Raw genomic sequence first — 16,422 nt, forward strand, 5'->3', positions numbered from 1 at the left:
AGGCATAACCGGCGCCGATGCTACTCCCCGATATTCCGCTCCAGCCGCTCGAACGCGGTCAGCTCAACGTGATGCGCCTGACCGGCGCCATCGGCTTCGCCGGCGCGACGATCGTCGTCGCAATCGCCAGCTGGGCGCTTTCGCACAGTTGGGAATGGTTGCCGGTCTGGGCCGCGCCGCTCGCGATGGCGCTGATTGGGATCTGGTCGCTCGCCTTCACCCAGCGGCGCTGGGCGCGCTGGGGTTGGGCGTGGACGGGCAGGGAGCTGCACGTCGCCTCTGGCTGGCTGGTCCGCTCGCACACCATCGTTCCGGCCGCGCGCGTCCAGCATATCGACGTCACCCAGGGGCCGGTCCAGCGGATGTTCGGCGTCGCGACGTTGGTGCTGCACACCGCGGGCACGGCGGGCAGCGAAGTCGATCTGCCCGGCATCTCGCGCGAGACCGCGGAGGAGATCCGCGATGCGATCCGTACGCATCTGTCGAGCGACCCCTGGTGAACGAGGATGTGAGCGAGTCCGTCGATCACGGGCCGAAACGCGTCCATCCCGGTACCATCGCGATCGACTTCCTGCGCCGCGCGCCGCAGACGGTGATCGGCCTTCCCGCGATCGCGGGCTGGAGCTCGGGGCGTGGGATCGGCTGGATTCTGCTGGCGGCGGGCGTGATCGGCGCGGTGATGCTGGTCGTCACCTGGGTCGGTTGGCGGCGCTTCACCTATACGATCGGCGAGCATGAGCTGGTGATCGAGCGCGGGCTGCTCAACCGCAGCCGCCGATCGATCCCGCTCGCGCGCATCCAGGACGTGTCGATCGAGCGCAAACCGTTGGCTCGCCTGTTCGGCCTCGCCGAGGTGAAAGTGGAAACCGGCGGGGGTGAGAAGGACGAGGCGGTGCTCGACAGCGTCTCGATGGCGGAGGCTGAACGTCTGCGCGCCGCGTTGCGCGGATATGGTGCGCCTCCCGTGCTGCAGGAAGCCGGTGAGGTTGCTGTTGAAACGGGAAGCGCGGCCGATTTGCCGGTCGTTTTCGAAATGCCGCTCGGCCGCGTGATCTTGCTCGGCATGTTCAGCTTCTCGCTGGTTTGGATCGCCGCGCTGTTCGGTGTCCTCCAGTTCTTCGACCAGTTCCTGGACCTCGGCCTTGGTGAGCCGGACAACTGGGCCGAGGTTGCAAGGGACCAGGTGCAGACCCGCTTCAGCGTCGCCGCCGCGCTCGCGGTCGCCGGGGCGGCACTGGTGCTGGGCGTGGTCAGTGGCGTGATCCGTACCACCCTGCGTGACTATGGCTTCACGCTGCGGGCGGGGGGCGGGCGCTTCCGTCGCACCCGTGGCCTGTTGACCCGCAGCGAGGTGGTGGTGGCGATGCGCCGCATCCAGCTGGCGATGGTCCAGCGCGGACCTCTGCGCGGTGCATTCGGCTGGAACGCGCTCAGTTTCCAGACGCTTGGCGGCAGCAACGATCCCAGCGGCCGGCAGGTGATGGCGCCGCTGGCGCGCGATCATGAGGTCGCCGCGATCGTCGAGATGGCGGGTTTTCCTCCGTTCGAGCGGCTGCCGTTGCGCCCGGTCGCCGCCGGGCACGCGATCCGCTGCGTGCTGCTCGCGCTGCCCTGGCCGCTGCTGATCTTGGGCGTCGCACTGGCGGTGACTCCGCTTGCCTGGCTGGCGATGTTGCTGATGATCCCGATGGCCGGTGCGGCATTGCTCCAGCGCCGTTTCCACCGCTACGCGCTACGCGACACCAGCCTTCAGGTAATGCGCGGAGTCATCGCTCAGCGCGACTGGATCGTGCCGTTCGAGAATATTCAGGTCGTGACGCTGCGCGCAGGCCTGATCCAGCGCTGGCTTGGGGTGGCAAGCGTGCTTGTCGATACCGCCGGCGCGGGCGGTGGCGGGACGCCGGACGTGGTCGACCTGAACCTGACCGATGCGCGGGCGCTGGCGACCGGGCTGGTCGAGCAGATCGGTTAGCGCGCGGGCGTTGGCGCCGCGACGGGCACCGGCACGACCGGCGGCACGACATCGCTCTTGCGGCGCACACCGGTAAGGCCGTCAGGAATCGCTGCCCGCTTGGATTCGCTCTCGGGCAGCGATGTGGGTGCGGCTGCGGGCGGCGGAGGCATGCGGCGCATGCACTGCACCGGGCTGGGCCGCTTGAATTCACCGCAATTCCACAGCGCCTTGCCAAAGCCCTGCGCCTGATCGCGCAGATAGCTGAACGACATCGCCTCGATCTGCGCGGCGTTCGGCGTACCGCCCGCCGGGGGCAGCTTGGCGCGGTCGGTCCAGCCCAAGAACTTGCAGAAGGGCCGTTCAGCGCAGGTGCGGATCGCGAGCGCGGCGAAGGCGTCGGCGCCCATGTTGCGATCGAGCGCGACGTGGAAGACGTTGTTGTCGTTGCCGGTCGCGGGTTGGGGGATCGCAGATTCCGGGATCGCGGCGGGGTCGATCGCCACGCCTTCCGCCGCCAATGCGGTCGGGTCGCCGCCCACCGCGTGGAAGGGGGAGAGGCGCGCCATCTTGGCGATCACCGGCTCGGCACCGGCATAGGCGCGACGGAAGGCGGGCGGGGTGCCCCACCAGCCCGTCCAGCGGAAGAACAGATGCGTGTTCACCTCCGCCACCTTGTCGAGGCTCGAACTCCAGTACGGCACCACCCAGTCGGTATGGTAATGGGTCGAGTTCCCTACTTTTGTATAGACATAACCGGCAAGCGCCTGCCGTGCGAGGACACGTGCACGATCCCATGCGGCGGTAGAGGGCGTCCGGGTCATCGCGCCGTCGCAAGTGAAGGTGAACTGGCAGCCCGTGCGGCGTTCCTGTCCCTGGAACACCACTCCGCAGACGCTCTTGGGAAAAGCGGGATGGCGCATCCGATTGAGCACGACCTGCGCCACAGCGCGCTGGCCGACCGGATCGTCGCCCGCCTCGTACCACGTCGCGGCCGCGAGACAGTCGACCGCGCGCGCCTGATCGTCGGCAGCACCGGTGACAAAGAAGGGGCGGGCGGCGGGGTTGGGGCCGGTCACGAACGGGATGGTCGCGTTGAAGCGCCGCGCCTCGTCCATCGGCAGTTCGGCTAGGCGTACCGGCTCGACCTCAGGAAGCTCGGCCTGCGGGACGACGCGCTTGGGTTTGCGAATCTCGGCGAGCGTCGCGGCGTCGTCCGGACGGACCGGCGGTGCGTTGAGAACGATCAAGAGGGGGGCAAGGACCGCCAGCAGCGCGATCAGCGCGAGCGCGATCCACAGGCCAGGCGCGATGCGCGTCGGTTCGGCGGCAGGGTCGGTCACGGGCGTTGTTTGTCCTCGGACGGCGAAAGGCCGCCGCCCATAACGCACGCGTGACGAAGTTGGAACCATTGCCCGGCGTCCGGAGCGGCGGCGCGTGCCCCCGCTCCGGCGCTTCGATCAGCTTTCGGGCAGGAAGTCGGGAACGCTGAGGTAGCGCTCGCCGGTATCGTAGTTGAAGCCCAGCACCCGCGATCCGGCAGGCAGGTCCGGCAGCTTCTTGGCGATCGCCGCCAATGTCGCGCCCGAGCTGATGCCAACGAGTAGCCCCTCTTCCCGCGCGGCGCGGCGGGCATAGTCCTTGGCGTCGCCCGCATCGACCTGGATCGCGCCATCGATCGAATCGGTGTGCAGGTTGCGCGGCACGAAGCCGGCGCCGATGCCCTGGATCGGGTGCGGACCGGGCTGGCCGCCCGAAATGACCGGCGACAGCTCCGGCTCGACCGCATAGACTTTGAGATTGGGCCAGCTCTTCTTGAGCGTCTCGGCAACGCCGGTGATGTGGCCGCCGGTGCCGACGCCGGTAATGATCACGTCGACCGGCGCGTCGGCGAAGTCCTTCAGGATCTCCTGCGCCGTGGTCTTCACATGGACGTCGATGTTCGCCGGATTCTCGAACTGCTGCGGCATCCATGCGCCGGGGGTCGATTCGACGATCTCGACCGCGCGCTCGATCGCGCCCTTCATGCCCTTCTCGCGCGGGGTGAGGTCGAAGGTCGCGCCATAGGCCAGCATCAGGCGGCGGCGCTCGATGCTCATGCTTTCGGGCATGACGAGGACCAGCTTGTAGCCCTTGACCGCCGCGACCATCGCCAGGCCGACGCCGGTGTTGCCGCTGGTCGGCTCGACGATCGTGCCGCCGGGCTTCAGGCTGCCGTCAGCCTCCGCCGCTTCGACCATCGACAGCGCGATGCGGTCCTTGATCGATCCACCGGGATTGGAGCGTTCGGACTTCACCCACACTTCGGCACCCGGGAACAGGCGCTGGATGCGGATGTGCGGCGTGTTGCCGATCGTCTCGAGGATGGTGTTGGCCTTCACGTCTTCGTCTCCTCAGGAATAGGCTCCGCAAGATTTATCGGCGGGTCGAAGGTTCGCGCCCGCCGCAATTCGGGAAAGATACGCGCCCAATACGCAGTTACCAAGATGGCCAGGAAGCCGCCGCCCACCGTCGCGACGACCGGGCCGATCGCCGCGGCGAGAAACCCCGACCGCGCCTCGCCCAGCTCGTTCGAGCTCGAGATGAACAGGGTCGACACCGATCCGACCCGGCCGCGCATCGCATCGGGCGTGTAGAGCTGGATCAGCGACGATCGGACATAGACCGAGATCATGTCGAACGCGCCGAGCAGCGCCAGCGCCACGAGCGAGACCATCACCGCCGGCGCGAAGTCGCTGCCGATCATCGATGGTCCCCACAGGCTGGTCATCAGCGGTCCGGCCCAGCCGAACACGGCGGTCGCGGCGCCGAAACCCACGACTGACCACAGCATCTTCACGCCGACATTGGTCTTGAGCGGGCGCCAGGACAGGACCAGCCCCACCGCCACCGCACCGACGGCGGGCGCGGCGCGCAAATGGCCGAGGCCATCGGCTCCGGTCATCAAGATGTCGCGCGCATAGATGGGCAACATCGCGGTCGCCCCGCCCAGCAGCACCGCGAACATGTCGAGCGAGATCGCGCCAAGGACGAGCCGGTTCCGGCGGACATAGGTCAGGCCATCGAGCATTTGCCGTAGCGGGCTGCCGGTGCGCGCGATCTGACTGCGCGGCACGGGCGTCACCAGAAACATCATCAGCAACGAGACAAGGAACAGGCCGCCGGACACGGCATAGGGAAGGGCAGGCGCAGCGGCGTAGAGATAACCGCCCATCGCCGGTCCCACGATCGATCCCGCCTGCCAGGCCAGTGCGCTGAGGGCGATCGCGGTGGGCAGCGAGGCTGCGGGTACGAGGTTCGGCGCGAGCGCCTGCTGCGCGGGCGCGAGGAACGCGCGCGCCACGCCGAGCAGTGCCGCGACGCCGAATAATGCCGGCAACGTGACGGTATTGGTCCAGGTCAGCCAGGCGAGGCTCAGCGCGCAGAACACTTCGAGGCCGATCGCGGCGCGGATGATCCAGCGTCGGTCGAGCCGGTCGGCGACCCAGCCGGTAAAGAGCGTGAGGACGAGCAGCGGCAGGAACTGGGCAAGCCCGACCAGGCCAAGCTGGAGCGCCGCCTGCTTGATCCCCATCGTCTCGCGGGCGAGGTCGTAGACCTGCCAGCCGATCACCACCACCATCGACAGGCCAGCCAGCGTCGAAGCGAGCCGGGCGATCCAATAAGCGCGGTAGTTGTGGATAGCGAAGGGGTGGGCGGCCATGGAGAGCGTCGGGCGATCCTGTCTGGCCGCGAACCGGGTCGGGCGGCGTCAGGTGCCTGTAGGCTGCGGACGCATACCGGTGCAACGACGGAATCGTTGCGCCGGTGGCATGCGGTCGATCAGGTGAGCGAGACCTCGGCGACCTTGTCCCGATAGTCCTGCTTGGGATCGACGCCGAGCAGCATCTTCACCCCGGCGAAGAGGCTATTCTCGTTGAGCCAAATCTCGGCGCGTTCAGTATCGAGCCGGAGAAGCTGGAGGTTGGGATCGTCCTTGCCGCCCTCGAACCAGGCCGCGACAAAGGGATTCCACAGCCGGTCGATCGCCGCGCGGTCATGGTCGAGCACAAGGTTGCCGTGGATCGTTGCCCAAAGATCGTGCCCCTTGGACGCGAAATGGGCCATTGCGCGGTGCCCTTCACGCATCGCCTGGACGATACCATTGTTCTTGGTCGTGAAGAACCAGATCGGGCCGCCGTCCCGCTCATTGTCGCGCAACGCCGTCATCGGCTGGGCATGACCGTCATCGATACCGTCGAGGCCGAGAAAGAGGGTACGGTCGCTATCGAGCGCCTTCCAGAATTTCTTCTGTAATTCCTGTGGGCTAGGCATGCTGCATCTCCGGGAAAGGTGATGCCGTGGGAACGGCCGGGCGGTGGCCGAGGTTCCTCGGCCCGCCCGGAAGCGGTTTCAGCCGAGCGCAGGCAGAGCTGGTCTCGCCCCGATATAGGCGCGTGCCGGTTGGTCGAGCGGGAAGCCGACCTGGCCCAGCCGACCGAGAAGCTGACGGGCGCGGTTGGCGAGCGCGAGGCGCGCATCGACCGCTGCGGGGGCGGCGGAAAGCTCGGGCGCGATCACCAGGCCTTCCGGCACGCGGCGCAATCTGCCCGACGCGACCAGCCCTTCAAGGTTGCGGGAGACGGTGGCGTAGGGGAGGCCGAGGATCCGGGCGACCGTGCTCGGTTTGACCGGCGCCAGATACGGGCCGGCGGCATGGGCGAAACGGCGGTTTGCCCATTCGATCGCGAAGATCATCGACAGGCGCGTCCAGTTCTCGCGGCGCTGATGGTGGCATTCGATCGTTGCAAGCAACAGGTCGAATGCGATCCCGATTCCTGCGCGTGGATCATAGAGTATGCCGGGTCGCGGCTCGGGGAGCAGCAGGTTCGCGGCGCGTACATCCTCGACCAGCCGGACCAACAAGTCGTGACAGCCGTCTGCCATCAGTGCGACGCGCGGATCGCAGATCATCTGGAGTGGCATCGACAGGCCGGTCTCGCTGCGGACCAACAGACCTAATTCGATCAGCATATTGGCCTGGCGCCGGATTGTCTCGAACGGCCGCGCCAGTGATGCGGAGAGCGCATTGACGCTGACAGGATGCGAACGACCTGGCCCGTAGTCGAACGGTCCGCACGCTCGCGCCGCCGCAGCGAAGATCAGAGCGCGGTTTGGTGCGCCGAGTGCGGTGATGCTTGCCGACATGGCGGATGCAGCGAATTCCGCCAACAAGGCTTCGAACAGCGGCCCCTGCAAGGGCGCGGCAGCCTGGTGCTGCTGGGCTGGTTCAAACGCCATCACTTGGCGTCCCTCCAGCAAAGAATACACAACGCAACAACGCTTTGAATTCCCCCAATACAAGTGAAGTGAAGGCGGAATTGGTGGGGCGTGCAACGCATCAACTACTCATTTTGCTCGCTTGCGCGGCAAGTCGTATCATTTTGAGTAGTTTTGCTCAGGCCACGGCTTCGCAGGCGCGTGACCGAGCGGTTCGGGGGGCAGATGGGGTCGTTGCGGACACGAACGGAGGCTTGTTCTCCGCCGTGTCCGACGGGTTCAGCGTTGAAGCTTTGCCATGATCGTCATCGCTTGCTCTCCGCCGGATTTGGGAACGATCTCTCCCATCCGGTCGGTGATCGTGCTCCAGTTGGCGGCGACTCCCTCGGGGCTGAGTTCCTCGCCTTGCAACCGGACGCCGGGGGTCAGCGTGACATAGGCGGCCTGAAAGACGCCGGCACCGGCACCGACAATCATGTTGGTCGGCGCGTCCTCACTAACCAGGAACAGCGCGGCGGGTGCGACGCTTTCGGGCGTGAAGGCCTGGAAGGCGGCTTCGGGGAAAATGTCCTCGGTCATCCGCGTGCCGGCGGTGGGGGCGATGGTGTTGACGCGGATGTTGTACTTGGCGCCCTCAAGATAAAGCGTCTTGGCAAGCCCGGCGAGGCCGAGCTTGGCGGCGCCGTAATTGGCCTGGCCGAAATTGCCGTAGAGGCCGGTCGAGGATGCGGTCATCAGGATGCGGCCGTAATTCTGGTCGCGCATCGTCGCCCATACCGCCTTGGTCACGTTGGCCGATCCGTTGAGATGGACGTCGACGACGAAGCGGAAATCCTCCGGCTCCATGTTCGCGAAGCTCTTGTCGCGCAGGACGCCGGCATTGTTGATCAGGATATGGACGCCGCCCCATTTCTCCTTCGCGGCAGCGACCATGGCCTCCATCTGGGCATAGTCGGTGACGCTTCCGCCGTTCGCAAATGCATCGCCGCCCAGTGCTTCGATCTCTTCGACCACGCTGGCAGCGGCATCGGAATGGCCGGTGCCGTCGCGGCTGCCGCCCAGGTCGTTGACCACGACCTTCGCGCCGCGCCGCGCGAGCTCAAGCGCATAGGCGCGACCAAGTCCGCCGCCGGCTCCCGTCACGATGGCTACGCGCCCGTCGAACCTGATCGCCATACCCTCTCCTCGAATCTCCGTACGGCTAGTGACGGGTACACAACACTTCTGCAAGAGAAGCGAGTCGAAGAGGCGTCGGCGCAAGTCCTAAATGGCACTCGACCGACTTCACCGATTTCCGCCATGTCTGCCTGGCCGATTGCCGGGGTGATCTATGGTCAAGTGGTTGAGGGGCCGGTTGGAATGCCTGCGCGGACGCCATGTCCGCTCCGAAGCGGCTATAAGGCGTATGGGCGATAGCTTCGAAAGCAGATGCGCCTTTTGCCGCGTGCCGATGCTGCGGCTCGCCAAGCGGAACTGGATCGTGAAGCCGCGTTGACCCGAAATGGGACGAGGCTATCCCGCGTCGAGCGCGTAGCCCGCCGAACGAACCGTGCGGATGATGTCCGGGCGGTCGCCGATATTGATCGCCTTGCGCAGCCGGCGGATGTGGACGTCGACCGTGCGGCTCTCGATGTCGCTGTCATGGCCCCACACCGCGTCGAGCAGCCGCTCACGTGAGAAGACCCAGCCCGGATGCTCCAGGAAATGCTTGAGCAGGCGGAATTCGGTCGGGCCGAGCGGCACGACATCGCCGCCGCGGCGCACCTTATGTCCGACCGTGTCCATCTCGATGTCGGAGTAGATCAGCGCCTCACCGGCCAGCGCCGGACGCACGCGGCGCAGCACCGCGCCGACGCGCGCGACCAGCTCGCGCGGGGAGAAAGGCTTGGTGACATAGTCGTCCGCGCCGGTCTCGAGGCCGCGGACGCGATCCTCTTCCTCGCCACGCGCCGTCAGCATGATGATCGGGACGTTCGCCGTCTCGCTCATCCGGCGCAGGCGGCGGCACACCTCGATCCCGGACAGGCTCTCGACCATCCAGTCGAGCAGCACGATGTCGGGCGCGCTCTCCTTGGCGAGCAACAGCGCTTCCTCGCCATCGGGCGTGTGGCGGACGTCGAAGTCCTCACGCTTGAAATGATAGGTCAGAAGCTCGGCGAGCGCGGCGTCGTCTTCGACCAGCAGCATGCGTGCGCGGCTCATATCAGTTCTCCGCGGTATCCGTGTCGCGATCGGCCAGATATTGCCCGGTCGCGGCGAAATACACCATCTCGGCGACGTTGGTGGCGTGATCGCCGATCCGCTCGATATTCTTGGCGACGAACAGCAGGTGCGCGACCTCGCTGATCGTGCGCGGGTTCTCGACCATATAGGTCACCAGCGTACGGAAGATGCTGTCGTAGAAATCGTCCAGCCGCGCGTCGCGCTCGGACACGCGGATCGCCGCCTCGGCGTCGCGGGCGGAGAAGGCGTCGAGCACATCATGAACCATATCCCCCGCCATCTGCGCCATCGCGGGCAGAATGGAGATCGCATCGATCCGATCCCCCTCCGACGCATGGATCAGCGGGGTGCGCTTGGCGATGTTCTTGGCATAGTCACCGATGCGTTCGATCACCGCCGCGATCTTGAGCGCGGCGACCACTTCGCGCAGGTCGTCGGCCATCGGCGCGCGCAGCGCGATGACGCGGACGGCCAGCTTCTCCACCTCGGCCTCGATCGCGTCGATCGCCTTGTCCTTGGCGCGGACTTCCTTGGCGAGCTTCGTATCGCCGCGCTGGAGGGCGATCATCGCATCGCGAATCGCTTCCTCGGCCAGCCCCCCCATCTGCGAGATCAGCGCGCGGAGCTGCTTGATGTCCTGATCGAATGCCTTGACGGTATGTTCGTGACCCGTGGCCATTAGCCGTACCTTCCGGTGATATAGTCCTTGGTCCGCTCCTGGCGCGGGGCGGTGAAGATCTGATCGGTCTCGCCATATTCGACGAGCGTGCCGAGGTGGAAGAAGGCGGTGCGCTGCGAAACGCGCGCCGCCTGCTGCATGTTGTGCGTCACGATCACGATCGCATAGCGGCCGCGCAGTTCGTGGATCAGCTCCTCGATCTTGGCCGTTGCGATCGGGTCAAGTGCCGAGCAGGGCTCGTCCATCAGGATCACCTCGGGATCGACCGCGATCGCCCGGGCGATGCACAGGCGCTGCTGCTGGCCGCCCGACAGTGCGGTGCCGCTATCCTGAAGCCGGTCCTTGACCTCATCCCACAGGCCGGCGCGCTTGAGCGAGCGCTCGACGATCTGGTCCATGTCGCCCTTGGCGCGTGCCAGCCCGTGGATACGCGGACCATAGGCGACATTCTCGTAGATCGACTTGGGAAAGGGGTTCGGCTTCTGGAACACCATGCCGACGCGCGCGCGCAGCTGCACCACGTCCATCGACTTGTCGTAGATATTCTCGCCGTCCAGCGTGATCTCACCCTCGACCCGCGCGCTGGCGACGGTGTCGTTCATGCGGTTGAGCGTGCGCAGGAAGGTCGACTTGCCGCAGCCCGACGGGCCAATGAAAGCGGTGACATGGTCCATGTCGACGTCGATCGACACGTCGCGGATCGCCTGCTTCTCGCCATAGAAGACGTTGACGCCGCGCGCCGACATCTTGGTGGCGGTCTCGGCCTGCACCGGGTCGGTGTCGGCGGTTTCTGCGATATCGGATTGGGTCATCACTGCGGTCATCACCAGCGGGTCTCGAACTTGTTGCGAAGATAGATGGCGAGGGCGTTCATCGCGAGCAGGAACGCGAGCAGCACGATGATCGCTGCGCTCGTCTTCTCGATGAAGCCGCGGCTGACCTCGTCCGACCAAAGGAAGATCTGGACGGGCAGCACGGTGGCGGGATCGAACACACCGCCCGGCGGCGTGACGATGAAGGCGCGCATGCCGATCAGCAGCAGCGGCGCGGTCTCACCCAGCGCGCGGGCCATGCCGATGATCGTGCCGGTCAGGATGCCGGGCAAAGCGAGCGGGATGACGTGGTGGAACACGACCTGAATCCGGCTCGCCCCAATGCCGAGCGCGGCGTCGCGGATCGACGGCGGCACCGCCTTGATCGCGTTGCGGCCGGCGATGACGATCACGGGCATGATCATCAACGCGAGTGTCAAGCCACCGACGAGCGGCGCCGAGCGCGGCAGGCCGAGCGTGCCGAGGAATACGGCAAGCCCGAGCAGACCGAAGATGATCGAGGGCACCGCGGCCAGGTTGTTGATCGACACCTCGATCAGGTCGGTCCAGCGGTTCTTGGGGGCATATTCCTCAAGATACACGGCCGACAGCACGCCGATCGGGAAGGCGATCAGCAGCGTCACCAGCATCGTCAGGATCGAACCCTTGAGCGCCCCCCAGATGCCGACCGAGGTCGGATCGGTCGAGTCCGCGCGGCTGAGGAAGGCGGCATTGAAGCCGCTCTGCAGCGCACCGCGATCCCGCAGCTGCTGGACCAGCGTCCGGAATTCCGGCTCGCCGCCGCCATCGGCAGCGGTGTCCAGCTCGCTCGACGCGGGCACCCAGATATGCGCGCTCTGGCTCAGCAGATTAGGGTCTTCCTTGATCGCGTCGCGCACGGCGGTCCACGCGTTCTCCGCGATCAGCTCCTCGCCCTTCGCGCCGAACGCGGCGGTCGCCGCGGTCTTGACGCGATCTTCCAGGCCCGCGCCAGCCAGCGCCAGATCGGCGCCGCGCGTCGCGAGCTGGGCGCGATCGACCTCGAGCGGCGCCGACTTGAAGTCGATCGGCAGCGCGACCTCGGTCCGCATGAAGCCGGCGGCGCCGTTGCCGATCATCGTCGCGAGCAGGAAGAACAGGAACGACGCCGAGATGACGACGGCGGCCATGCCGATCGCGCGAAAGCGTCGTTCGGCGCGGTAGCGCTTGCGGATGCGCTTCTGCATCGCATCCGTCTTCCAGTCGGTGGGCGCGCGGTGGCTCAGCTCACTCATATGCTTCGCGATACTTCTTCACGACGCGCAGGGCGACGATGTTGAGGAGGAAGGTGATCATGAACAGCGTCAGGCCCAGCGCGAACGCGGCGAGGGTCTTGGGGCTGTCGAACTCGGCCTCGCCGGTCAGCAGGTCGACGATCTGCTTGGTGACGGTGGTCGCGCTTTCCATCGGGTTGAGCGTGATGTTGGCGGCGCCGGAAGCGGCCATCACCACGATCATCGTCTCACCGATCGCGCGGCTGACCGCGAGCAGCACGCCCGCGACCACGCCGGGAAGCGCGGCGGGGAGCAGCACGCGGCGGATCGTCTCGCTGGTGGTTGCGCCCATCGCCAGGCTGCCGTCGCGCATCGCGCGCGGCACTGCGGCGATGGAGTCATCGGCCATCGAGGAAACGAAGGGGATGATCATCACGCCCATCACCAGGCCCGCCGACAGCGCGCTTTCGGAACTGGCGTAGGTAAAGCCGAGCGAGACGGCGACGTCGCGGATCGCCGGGCCGACGGTCAGCGCGGCGAAATAGCCATAGACCACGGTCGGCACGCCCGCGAGGATCTCGAGCAGCGGCTTCATCCACTGGCGCACCGCGGGACGGGCATATTGCGTCAGGTAGATCGCGCTCATCAGCCCGAAGGGGATGGCGACGAGCATCGCGATCACCGCGCCGATGAAGAAGGTGCCCCAGAACAAGGGCACCGCGCCCAGCGTCGCGCCCGGATCGGCCGGGTCGATCACCTGCGGGCTCCACAGCGTCCCGAACAGGAAGTCGGTGACCGGCACCATCGAGAAGAAGCGCAGCGATTCGAAGAGAAGCGACAGGAAGATGCCGAGCGTGGTGAGAATCGCGATCAGCGAGGCCACCAGCAGCGCGAGCATCACCGTACGCTCGACCCGGGTGCGGGCACGGAAATCGGCCTTCACTCGGGTATAGGCGAACGCGCCGCAGGCAAAGGCGAGCAGGATTGCGATCCCGGTGCCCAGCCAGCCATAGAAACGGCTGGCCTGGCTATAGACCGGGGCAAGCTGTTCGGAGAGCGGGTAGAAGCCGTAATTGCCGCCCGCCGCTGGCGCGCGAACCTCGTTGAGGATCGCGTCGCGCTCATACCCGAACATCGGAAGGCCCGATGCTTCCGGCGCGCGCAGCACGGCGTCGGTGGCGAGGCTCGGCGTGATGATGTTCCAGGCGATCACGAAGACCAGCGTCGGGATCACCGTCCACATCGCGACATACAGGCCGTGCTGGCCCGGAAGCGAGTGGAGCCGGTGCTTGCTGGCCGCACCGAACCGCGCGGCGCGCGCGCGGCCGGTGAGCCAGGCGATGACGCCCAGCCCCGCGACAAGGAAGATAAGTGCGTAAGGGTTCACGGGGCTGGTTCCGGCCTTACTTCAGCGACGCGGGGTCGAGCGTGGTTTCCATGTCGATCACCTTGGTCGCGGCGTCGCGTGCTGCCTGCGGGCTGGCGATCAGGCCGCGCTTCACCAGCGGACCGTCCGGCGCCCACATCTGCGAATACTGGGTCAGGAACTCCTTGAGGCCCGGTACCGCCTTCAGGTGCTGCTTCTTGACGTAGATGTAGAGGGCGCGGGCACCGGGATAGCTGTTGCCGGCGATCGTCTCATAGGTCGGGGTCACACCGTCGATCGGCACGCCGTGCAGGCGCTGGGCGTTCTCTTCCAGATAGGAATAGCCGAAGATGCCGAGCGCGTTCGGATCGGTCGACAGCTTCTGGACGATGAGATTGTCGTTCTCGCCCGAGTCGACATAGGCGGCGTCGCTGCGGATCAGCAGGCAGAGATTTTCGAACTTGTTCTTGTCCGAATCCTTGAGCGCCTTGGCCTCGGGATTGGCCTCTTCGCAGCCCTTTTCCAGGATCAGCTCGGCGAACGCGTCGCGCGTGCCGCTGGTCGAGGGCGGGCCGAGCACCTTGATCGGGATCGCCGGGAGCGACGCGTTGACGTCCTTCCAGGTCTTCGCCGTGTTGGGCTTGCCCATCGGGTTGGCGGCGAGGGCGAGGTAGATGTCCTTGCGGGTCAGCGACATCTTCGGGCCCGCGTTCGATTCGGCCAGCGCGATGCCGTCATTGCCGATCTGGACCTCGATGATCTCGGTGACGCCGTTCTTCTGGCACAGCTCGAATTCGGATTTCTTGATCCGGCGCGATGCGTTGACGATGTCCGGGTGCGCGACGCCAATGCCGCCGCAGAACAGCTTCATGCCGGCGCCGGTGCCGCCCTGCTCGATCACCGGGGCCTTGGCCTGGGTGCTCTTGTTGACGAAGGCTTCGGCGACGGCGGTGGTGAACGGATAGACGGTCGAGGAACCGACCACCTTGATCTGGTCCCGGGTCGCCTGACGATCGCAGCCGGCCAGAGCCAGCGCGGTGAGCGCGATCAAAGTGAAGCTGCGCATCTGAAAAGTCCCCTCGGCCGTTTTGCGAGTCGCGAGTGGCGGGTGGCCGACCCCGTCGCCGGCCCTGTGTTGCAGTTGCGTTACGTTATGATGACAACGACCCCGGAGGCGGGGCGATGGGCAGAAGAATCGTCACCGTCGTACCGGTGCCCACGGTGCTGGCGATATCCAACCGTCCACGATGCCGCTCGACGATATGCTTGACGATGGCAAGGCCAAGGCCGGTGCCGCCCGCGGCGCGGCTTCGGCTCGAATCGACGCGATAGAATCGCTCGGTCAGACGGGGAAGATGCTCGGGCGCGATCCCCTCGCTTTCGTCGCTGACCGACAGGCGCACCATCGATTCGCCGGCGGCGCGAAGCGATACGGAAACAGGCGTGCCGGCGCGGCCATATTTCATCGCGTTGCCGACGACATTGTGGAGCAGCTGGGACAGCTGGACCCGGTCGCCGCGGATCGCGGCGACGGGATCGGCGTCGATCACGATATCGCCCGCGCGATTCGGGGAGAGGGCGGCCAGCTCCGCCTGAACCTCGTCGATCAACTCGGGCAGATCGACCAAATCGTCGGGCGCCCGGTATTTCTCGGCCTCGATCCGCGACAGCGACATGAGGTCGTCGATCAACCGCTGCATGCGGCGTGCCTCATTGCCCATCACGCCCAGAAAGCGGGTCCGCGTTTCGGGATCGTCGGCGGCGTCCTCCAGCGTCTCGATAAAGCCGAGGATCGAGGCGAGCGGGGTGCGAAGCTCGTGGCTGGCATTGGCGACGAAGTCGACGCGAATGCGGTCGGCGGCGTGGCTGCCGGTGCGGTCGCCCAGGTGCACGATGCGGTGTCCGCCAGGAAGGGTGCGGGCGCGCATCTCCCAATGCTGATCGCGCGCGCCGAGGCCGACGAGCTGGATCGGGGCGCCCGACGCCTCTTCGGTGCTGAGCAGGCGCTCGGCGGCAGCGGGGTGGCGGATCGCGACGCGGACGTCCTCGTCCAGGATATGCGCGCCGAGCAAGGTGCGGGCGGCCTGGTTGGCGGCGAGCACGCGGTTATCGGCGACGAGCAGCACCGGCTCGAAGATTGCCTCGATCGCGTCGGCGATGCTGTCTGTGGCGGGATCGGGCTGGAGCGCTTCCGCCGCCTCGGGTTCTGCGGGCGGTGCGGCGATCAGCGCGGCGACGGTGGCGCCGACCAGCGCGATTCCGCCCGCCTCGATCCCCGCAGCCAGCCATGTGGCGATTGCGGTGGCCAATATCGCCGCGAGCGCGAAGATCGTACGGGATCGGGAAAGCCCAAGCATATCGGGCATCTAGCCCAGAGTTGGGACATCGCGATAGCGCTTCGACGCTTGCACCCGATTCACCTTTGTGAAAGGCAGATGTGGCAGGAGCAGATTATGGGCGACGACAATTCCCAGGACACGGGGCCGCGGGCCGGCGCAGAGGCCGGTGGGGGCGTGCGCGCCAGCCGCCGCGCGCTGATGCTGGGCGCGGTGAGCGCGTCGGCGATCGTCTCGATCAAGCCGGCGCTGGCTCAGACTGCAGGGTCGGTGCTCAACTGCGAGATTCCGGTGCCCGATCCGGGCCGTGCGGGCAGCTATATCGACGCCAATGGAAAGGTGGTGCCCGCCGGGACCAAGGGCGCGTTCCCGCCAGCCGTGCGTCCCTTCCGGGGCGAGGAGGTCAAGAAGGCGATGAACGGCGGAAACCTGCCGGGCACGACCTCCGACCAGAGCCGCGCCTACACCAATTATATCCGCCGCCTGCAGCGCGGGACGAGCGGCTTCACCTGCTTCGCATCGCTCCAGATGCCGCGCGGCTAG

Annotated in this window: 16 protein-coding genes; 3 read left to right on the forward strand and 13 right to left on the reverse strand. The window is 66.6% G+C overall.

Annotated features, from left to right (window positions below; translation table 11 throughout):
* Positions 1-17: 17 nt before the first annotated feature.
* The gene (locus AC07M1_RS06490) at positions 18-500 is read left to right on the forward strand and encodes a PH domain-containing protein (protein WP_495161741.1); all 483 of its coding nucleotides are present in this window, start codon (positions 18-20) and stop codon (positions 498-500) included.
* Positions 497-1,972: a PH domain-containing protein gene (locus AC07M1_RS06495; RefSeq protein ID WP_495161742.1), complete on the forward strand. Its 1,476-nt coding sequence runs from the start codon at positions 497-499 to the stop codon at positions 1,970-1,972. The genes AC07M1_RS06490 and AC07M1_RS06495 overlap by 4 nt, the downstream gene beginning before the upstream one ends.
* On the opposite strand, the gene AC07M1_RS06500 is transcribed toward AC07M1_RS06495, so the two are convergent.
* The 13 genes from AC07M1_RS06500 to AC07M1_RS06560 form a co-directional block, all read right to left on the reverse strand.
* Positions 1,969-3,294 carry a cell wall hydrolase gene (locus tag AC07M1_RS06500; RefSeq protein WP_495161743.1) on the reverse strand — a complete coding sequence of 442 codons (1,326 nt, stop codon included), beginning with the start codon at positions 3,292-3,294 and terminating at the stop codon, positions 1,969-1,971. The genes AC07M1_RS06495 and AC07M1_RS06500 overlap by 4 nt on opposite strands.
* 117 nt (positions 3,295-3,411) lie before the next feature.
* Positions 3,412-4,332, reverse strand: coding sequence for a cysteine synthase A (gene cysK / locus AC07M1_RS06505; protein WP_495161744.1), 921 nt, complete (start codon positions 4,330-4,332; stop codon positions 3,412-3,414).
* On the reverse strand, positions 4,329-5,654 hold the full coding sequence (locus AC07M1_RS06510) for an MFS transporter (protein ID WP_495161745.1): 1,326 nt from the start codon (positions 5,652-5,654) through the stop codon (positions 4,329-4,331). The genes cysK and AC07M1_RS06510 overlap by 4 nt, the downstream gene beginning before the upstream one ends.
* Before the next feature lie 119 nt (positions 5,655-5,773).
* Complete coding sequence (locus AC07M1_RS06515) at positions 5,774-6,265, reverse strand: pyridoxamine 5'-phosphate oxidase family protein (RefSeq protein WP_495161746.1); 492 nt, start codon at positions 6,263-6,265, stop codon at positions 5,774-5,776.
* Positions 6,266-6,343: 78 nt separating this feature from the next.
* Positions 6,344-7,231, reverse strand: a complete 888-nt coding sequence (locus tag AC07M1_RS06520) for a hypothetical protein (RefSeq protein ID WP_495161747.1) — start codon at positions 7,229-7,231, stop codon at positions 6,344-6,346.
* 258 nt (positions 7,232-7,489) lie between these two features.
* The gene (locus AC07M1_RS06525) at positions 7,490-8,386 is read right to left on the reverse strand and encodes an SDR family NAD(P)-dependent oxidoreductase (RefSeq protein WP_495161748.1); all 897 of its coding nucleotides are present in this window, start codon (positions 8,384-8,386) and stop codon (positions 7,490-7,492) included.
* 336 nt (positions 8,387-8,722) lie between these two features.
* A complete protein-coding gene (gene phoB / locus AC07M1_RS06530; RefSeq protein ID WP_495161749.1) occupies positions 8,723-9,412 on the reverse strand; it encodes a phosphate regulon transcriptional regulator PhoB in 690 nt (229 codons plus the stop codon).
* A 1-nt stretch (position 9,413) separates the two neighbouring features.
* A complete protein-coding gene (gene phoU, locus AC07M1_RS06535; RefSeq protein ID WP_495161750.1) occupies positions 9,414-10,112 on the reverse strand; it encodes a phosphate signaling complex protein PhoU in 699 nt (232 codons plus the stop codon).
* Entirely contained in the window at positions 10,112-10,858 is a 747-nt protein-coding gene (gene pstB, locus AC07M1_RS06540) for a phosphate ABC transporter ATP-binding protein PstB (RefSeq protein WP_495162822.1), read from the reverse strand. The genes phoU and pstB overlap by 1 nt, the downstream gene beginning before the upstream one ends.
* A 77-nt stretch (positions 10,859-10,935) precedes the next feature.
* Positions 10,936-12,198: a phosphate ABC transporter permease PstA gene (pstA, locus tag AC07M1_RS06545; protein WP_495161751.1), complete on the reverse strand. Its 1,263-nt coding sequence runs from the start codon at positions 12,196-12,198 to the stop codon at positions 10,936-10,938.
* Positions 12,191-13,564 (reverse strand): phosphate ABC transporter permease subunit PstC, encoded by a 1,374-nt coding sequence (gene pstC / locus AC07M1_RS06550; RefSeq protein WP_495161752.1) that lies wholly within the window; start codon positions 13,562-13,564, stop codon positions 12,191-12,193. Before pstC ends, pstA begins: the two co-directional genes overlap by 8 nt.
* A gap of 16 nt (positions 13,565-13,580) precedes the next feature.
* On the reverse strand, positions 13,581-14,609 hold the full coding sequence (locus tag AC07M1_RS06555) for a substrate-binding domain-containing protein (protein WP_495161753.1): 1,029 nt from the start codon (positions 14,607-14,609) through the stop codon (positions 13,581-13,583).
* Between the two features lie 85 nt (positions 14,610-14,694).
* A complete protein-coding gene (locus AC07M1_RS06560; RefSeq protein WP_495162823.1) occupies positions 14,695-15,900 on the reverse strand; it encodes an ATP-binding protein in 1,206 nt (401 codons plus the stop codon).
* A 96-nt stretch (positions 15,901-15,996) separates the two neighbouring features.
* Here AC07M1_RS06560 and AC07M1_RS06565 point away from each other — a divergent pair, with 96 nt between their 5' ends.
* Positions 15,997-16,422 (forward strand): hypothetical protein, encoded by a 426-nt coding sequence (locus AC07M1_RS06565; RefSeq protein WP_495161754.1) that lies wholly within the window; start codon positions 15,997-15,999, stop codon positions 16,420-16,422.

The organism is Sphingomonas sp. GW821-FHT10C01, assembly GCF_059415525.1.

What these genes read in the sequence shown, in the direction of transcription:
- AC07M1_RS06490 (WP_495161741.1), top strand. Translation starts at nt 18, where the DNA reads ATGCTACTCCCCGATATTCCGCTCCAGCCGCTCGAACGCGGTCAGCTC.
- AC07M1_RS06510 (WP_495161745.1), bottom strand. Translation starts at nt 5,654, where the DNA reads ATGGCCGCCCACCCCTTCGCTATCCACAACTACCGCGCTTATTGGATC.
- AC07M1_RS06515 (WP_495161746.1), bottom strand. Translation starts at nt 6,265, where the DNA reads ATGCCTAGCCCACAGGAATTACAGAAGAAATTCTGGAAGGCGCTCGAT.
- AC07M1_RS06520 (WP_495161747.1), bottom strand. Translation starts at nt 7,231, where the DNA reads ATGGCGTTTGAACCAGCCCAGCAGCACCAGGCTGCCGCGCCCTTGCAG.
- AC07M1_RS06525 (WP_495161748.1), bottom strand. Translation starts at nt 8,386, where the DNA reads ATGGCGATCAGGTTCGACGGGCGCGTAGCCATCGTGACGGGAGCCGGC.
- phoB (WP_495161749.1), bottom strand. Translation starts at nt 9,412, where the DNA reads ATGAGCCGCGCACGCATGCTGCTGGTCGAAGACGACGCCGCGCTCGCC.
- phoU (WP_495161750.1), bottom strand. Translation starts at nt 10,112, where the DNA reads ATGGCCACGGGTCACGAACATACCGTCAAGGCATTCGATCAGGACATC.
- pstB (WP_495162822.1), bottom strand. Translation starts at nt 10,858, where the DNA reads ATGTCGGCGCGCGGCGTCAACGTCTTCTATGGCGAGAAGCAGGCGATC.
- pstA (WP_495161751.1), bottom strand. Translation starts at nt 12,198, where the DNA reads ATGAGTGAGCTGAGCCACCGCGCGCCCACCGACTGGAAGACGGATGCG.
- AC07M1_RS06555 (WP_495161753.1), bottom strand. Translation starts at nt 14,609, where the DNA reads ATGCGCAGCTTCACTTTGATCGCGCTCACCGCGCTGGCTCTGGCCGGC.
- AC07M1_RS06560 (WP_495162823.1), bottom strand. Translation starts at nt 15,900, where the DNA reads ATGCTTGGGCTTTCCCGATCCCGTACGATCTTCGCGCTCGCGGCGATA.
- AC07M1_RS06565 (WP_495161754.1), top strand. Translation starts at nt 15,997, where the DNA reads ATGGGCGACGACAATTCCCAGGACACGGGGCCGCGGGCCGGCGCAGAG.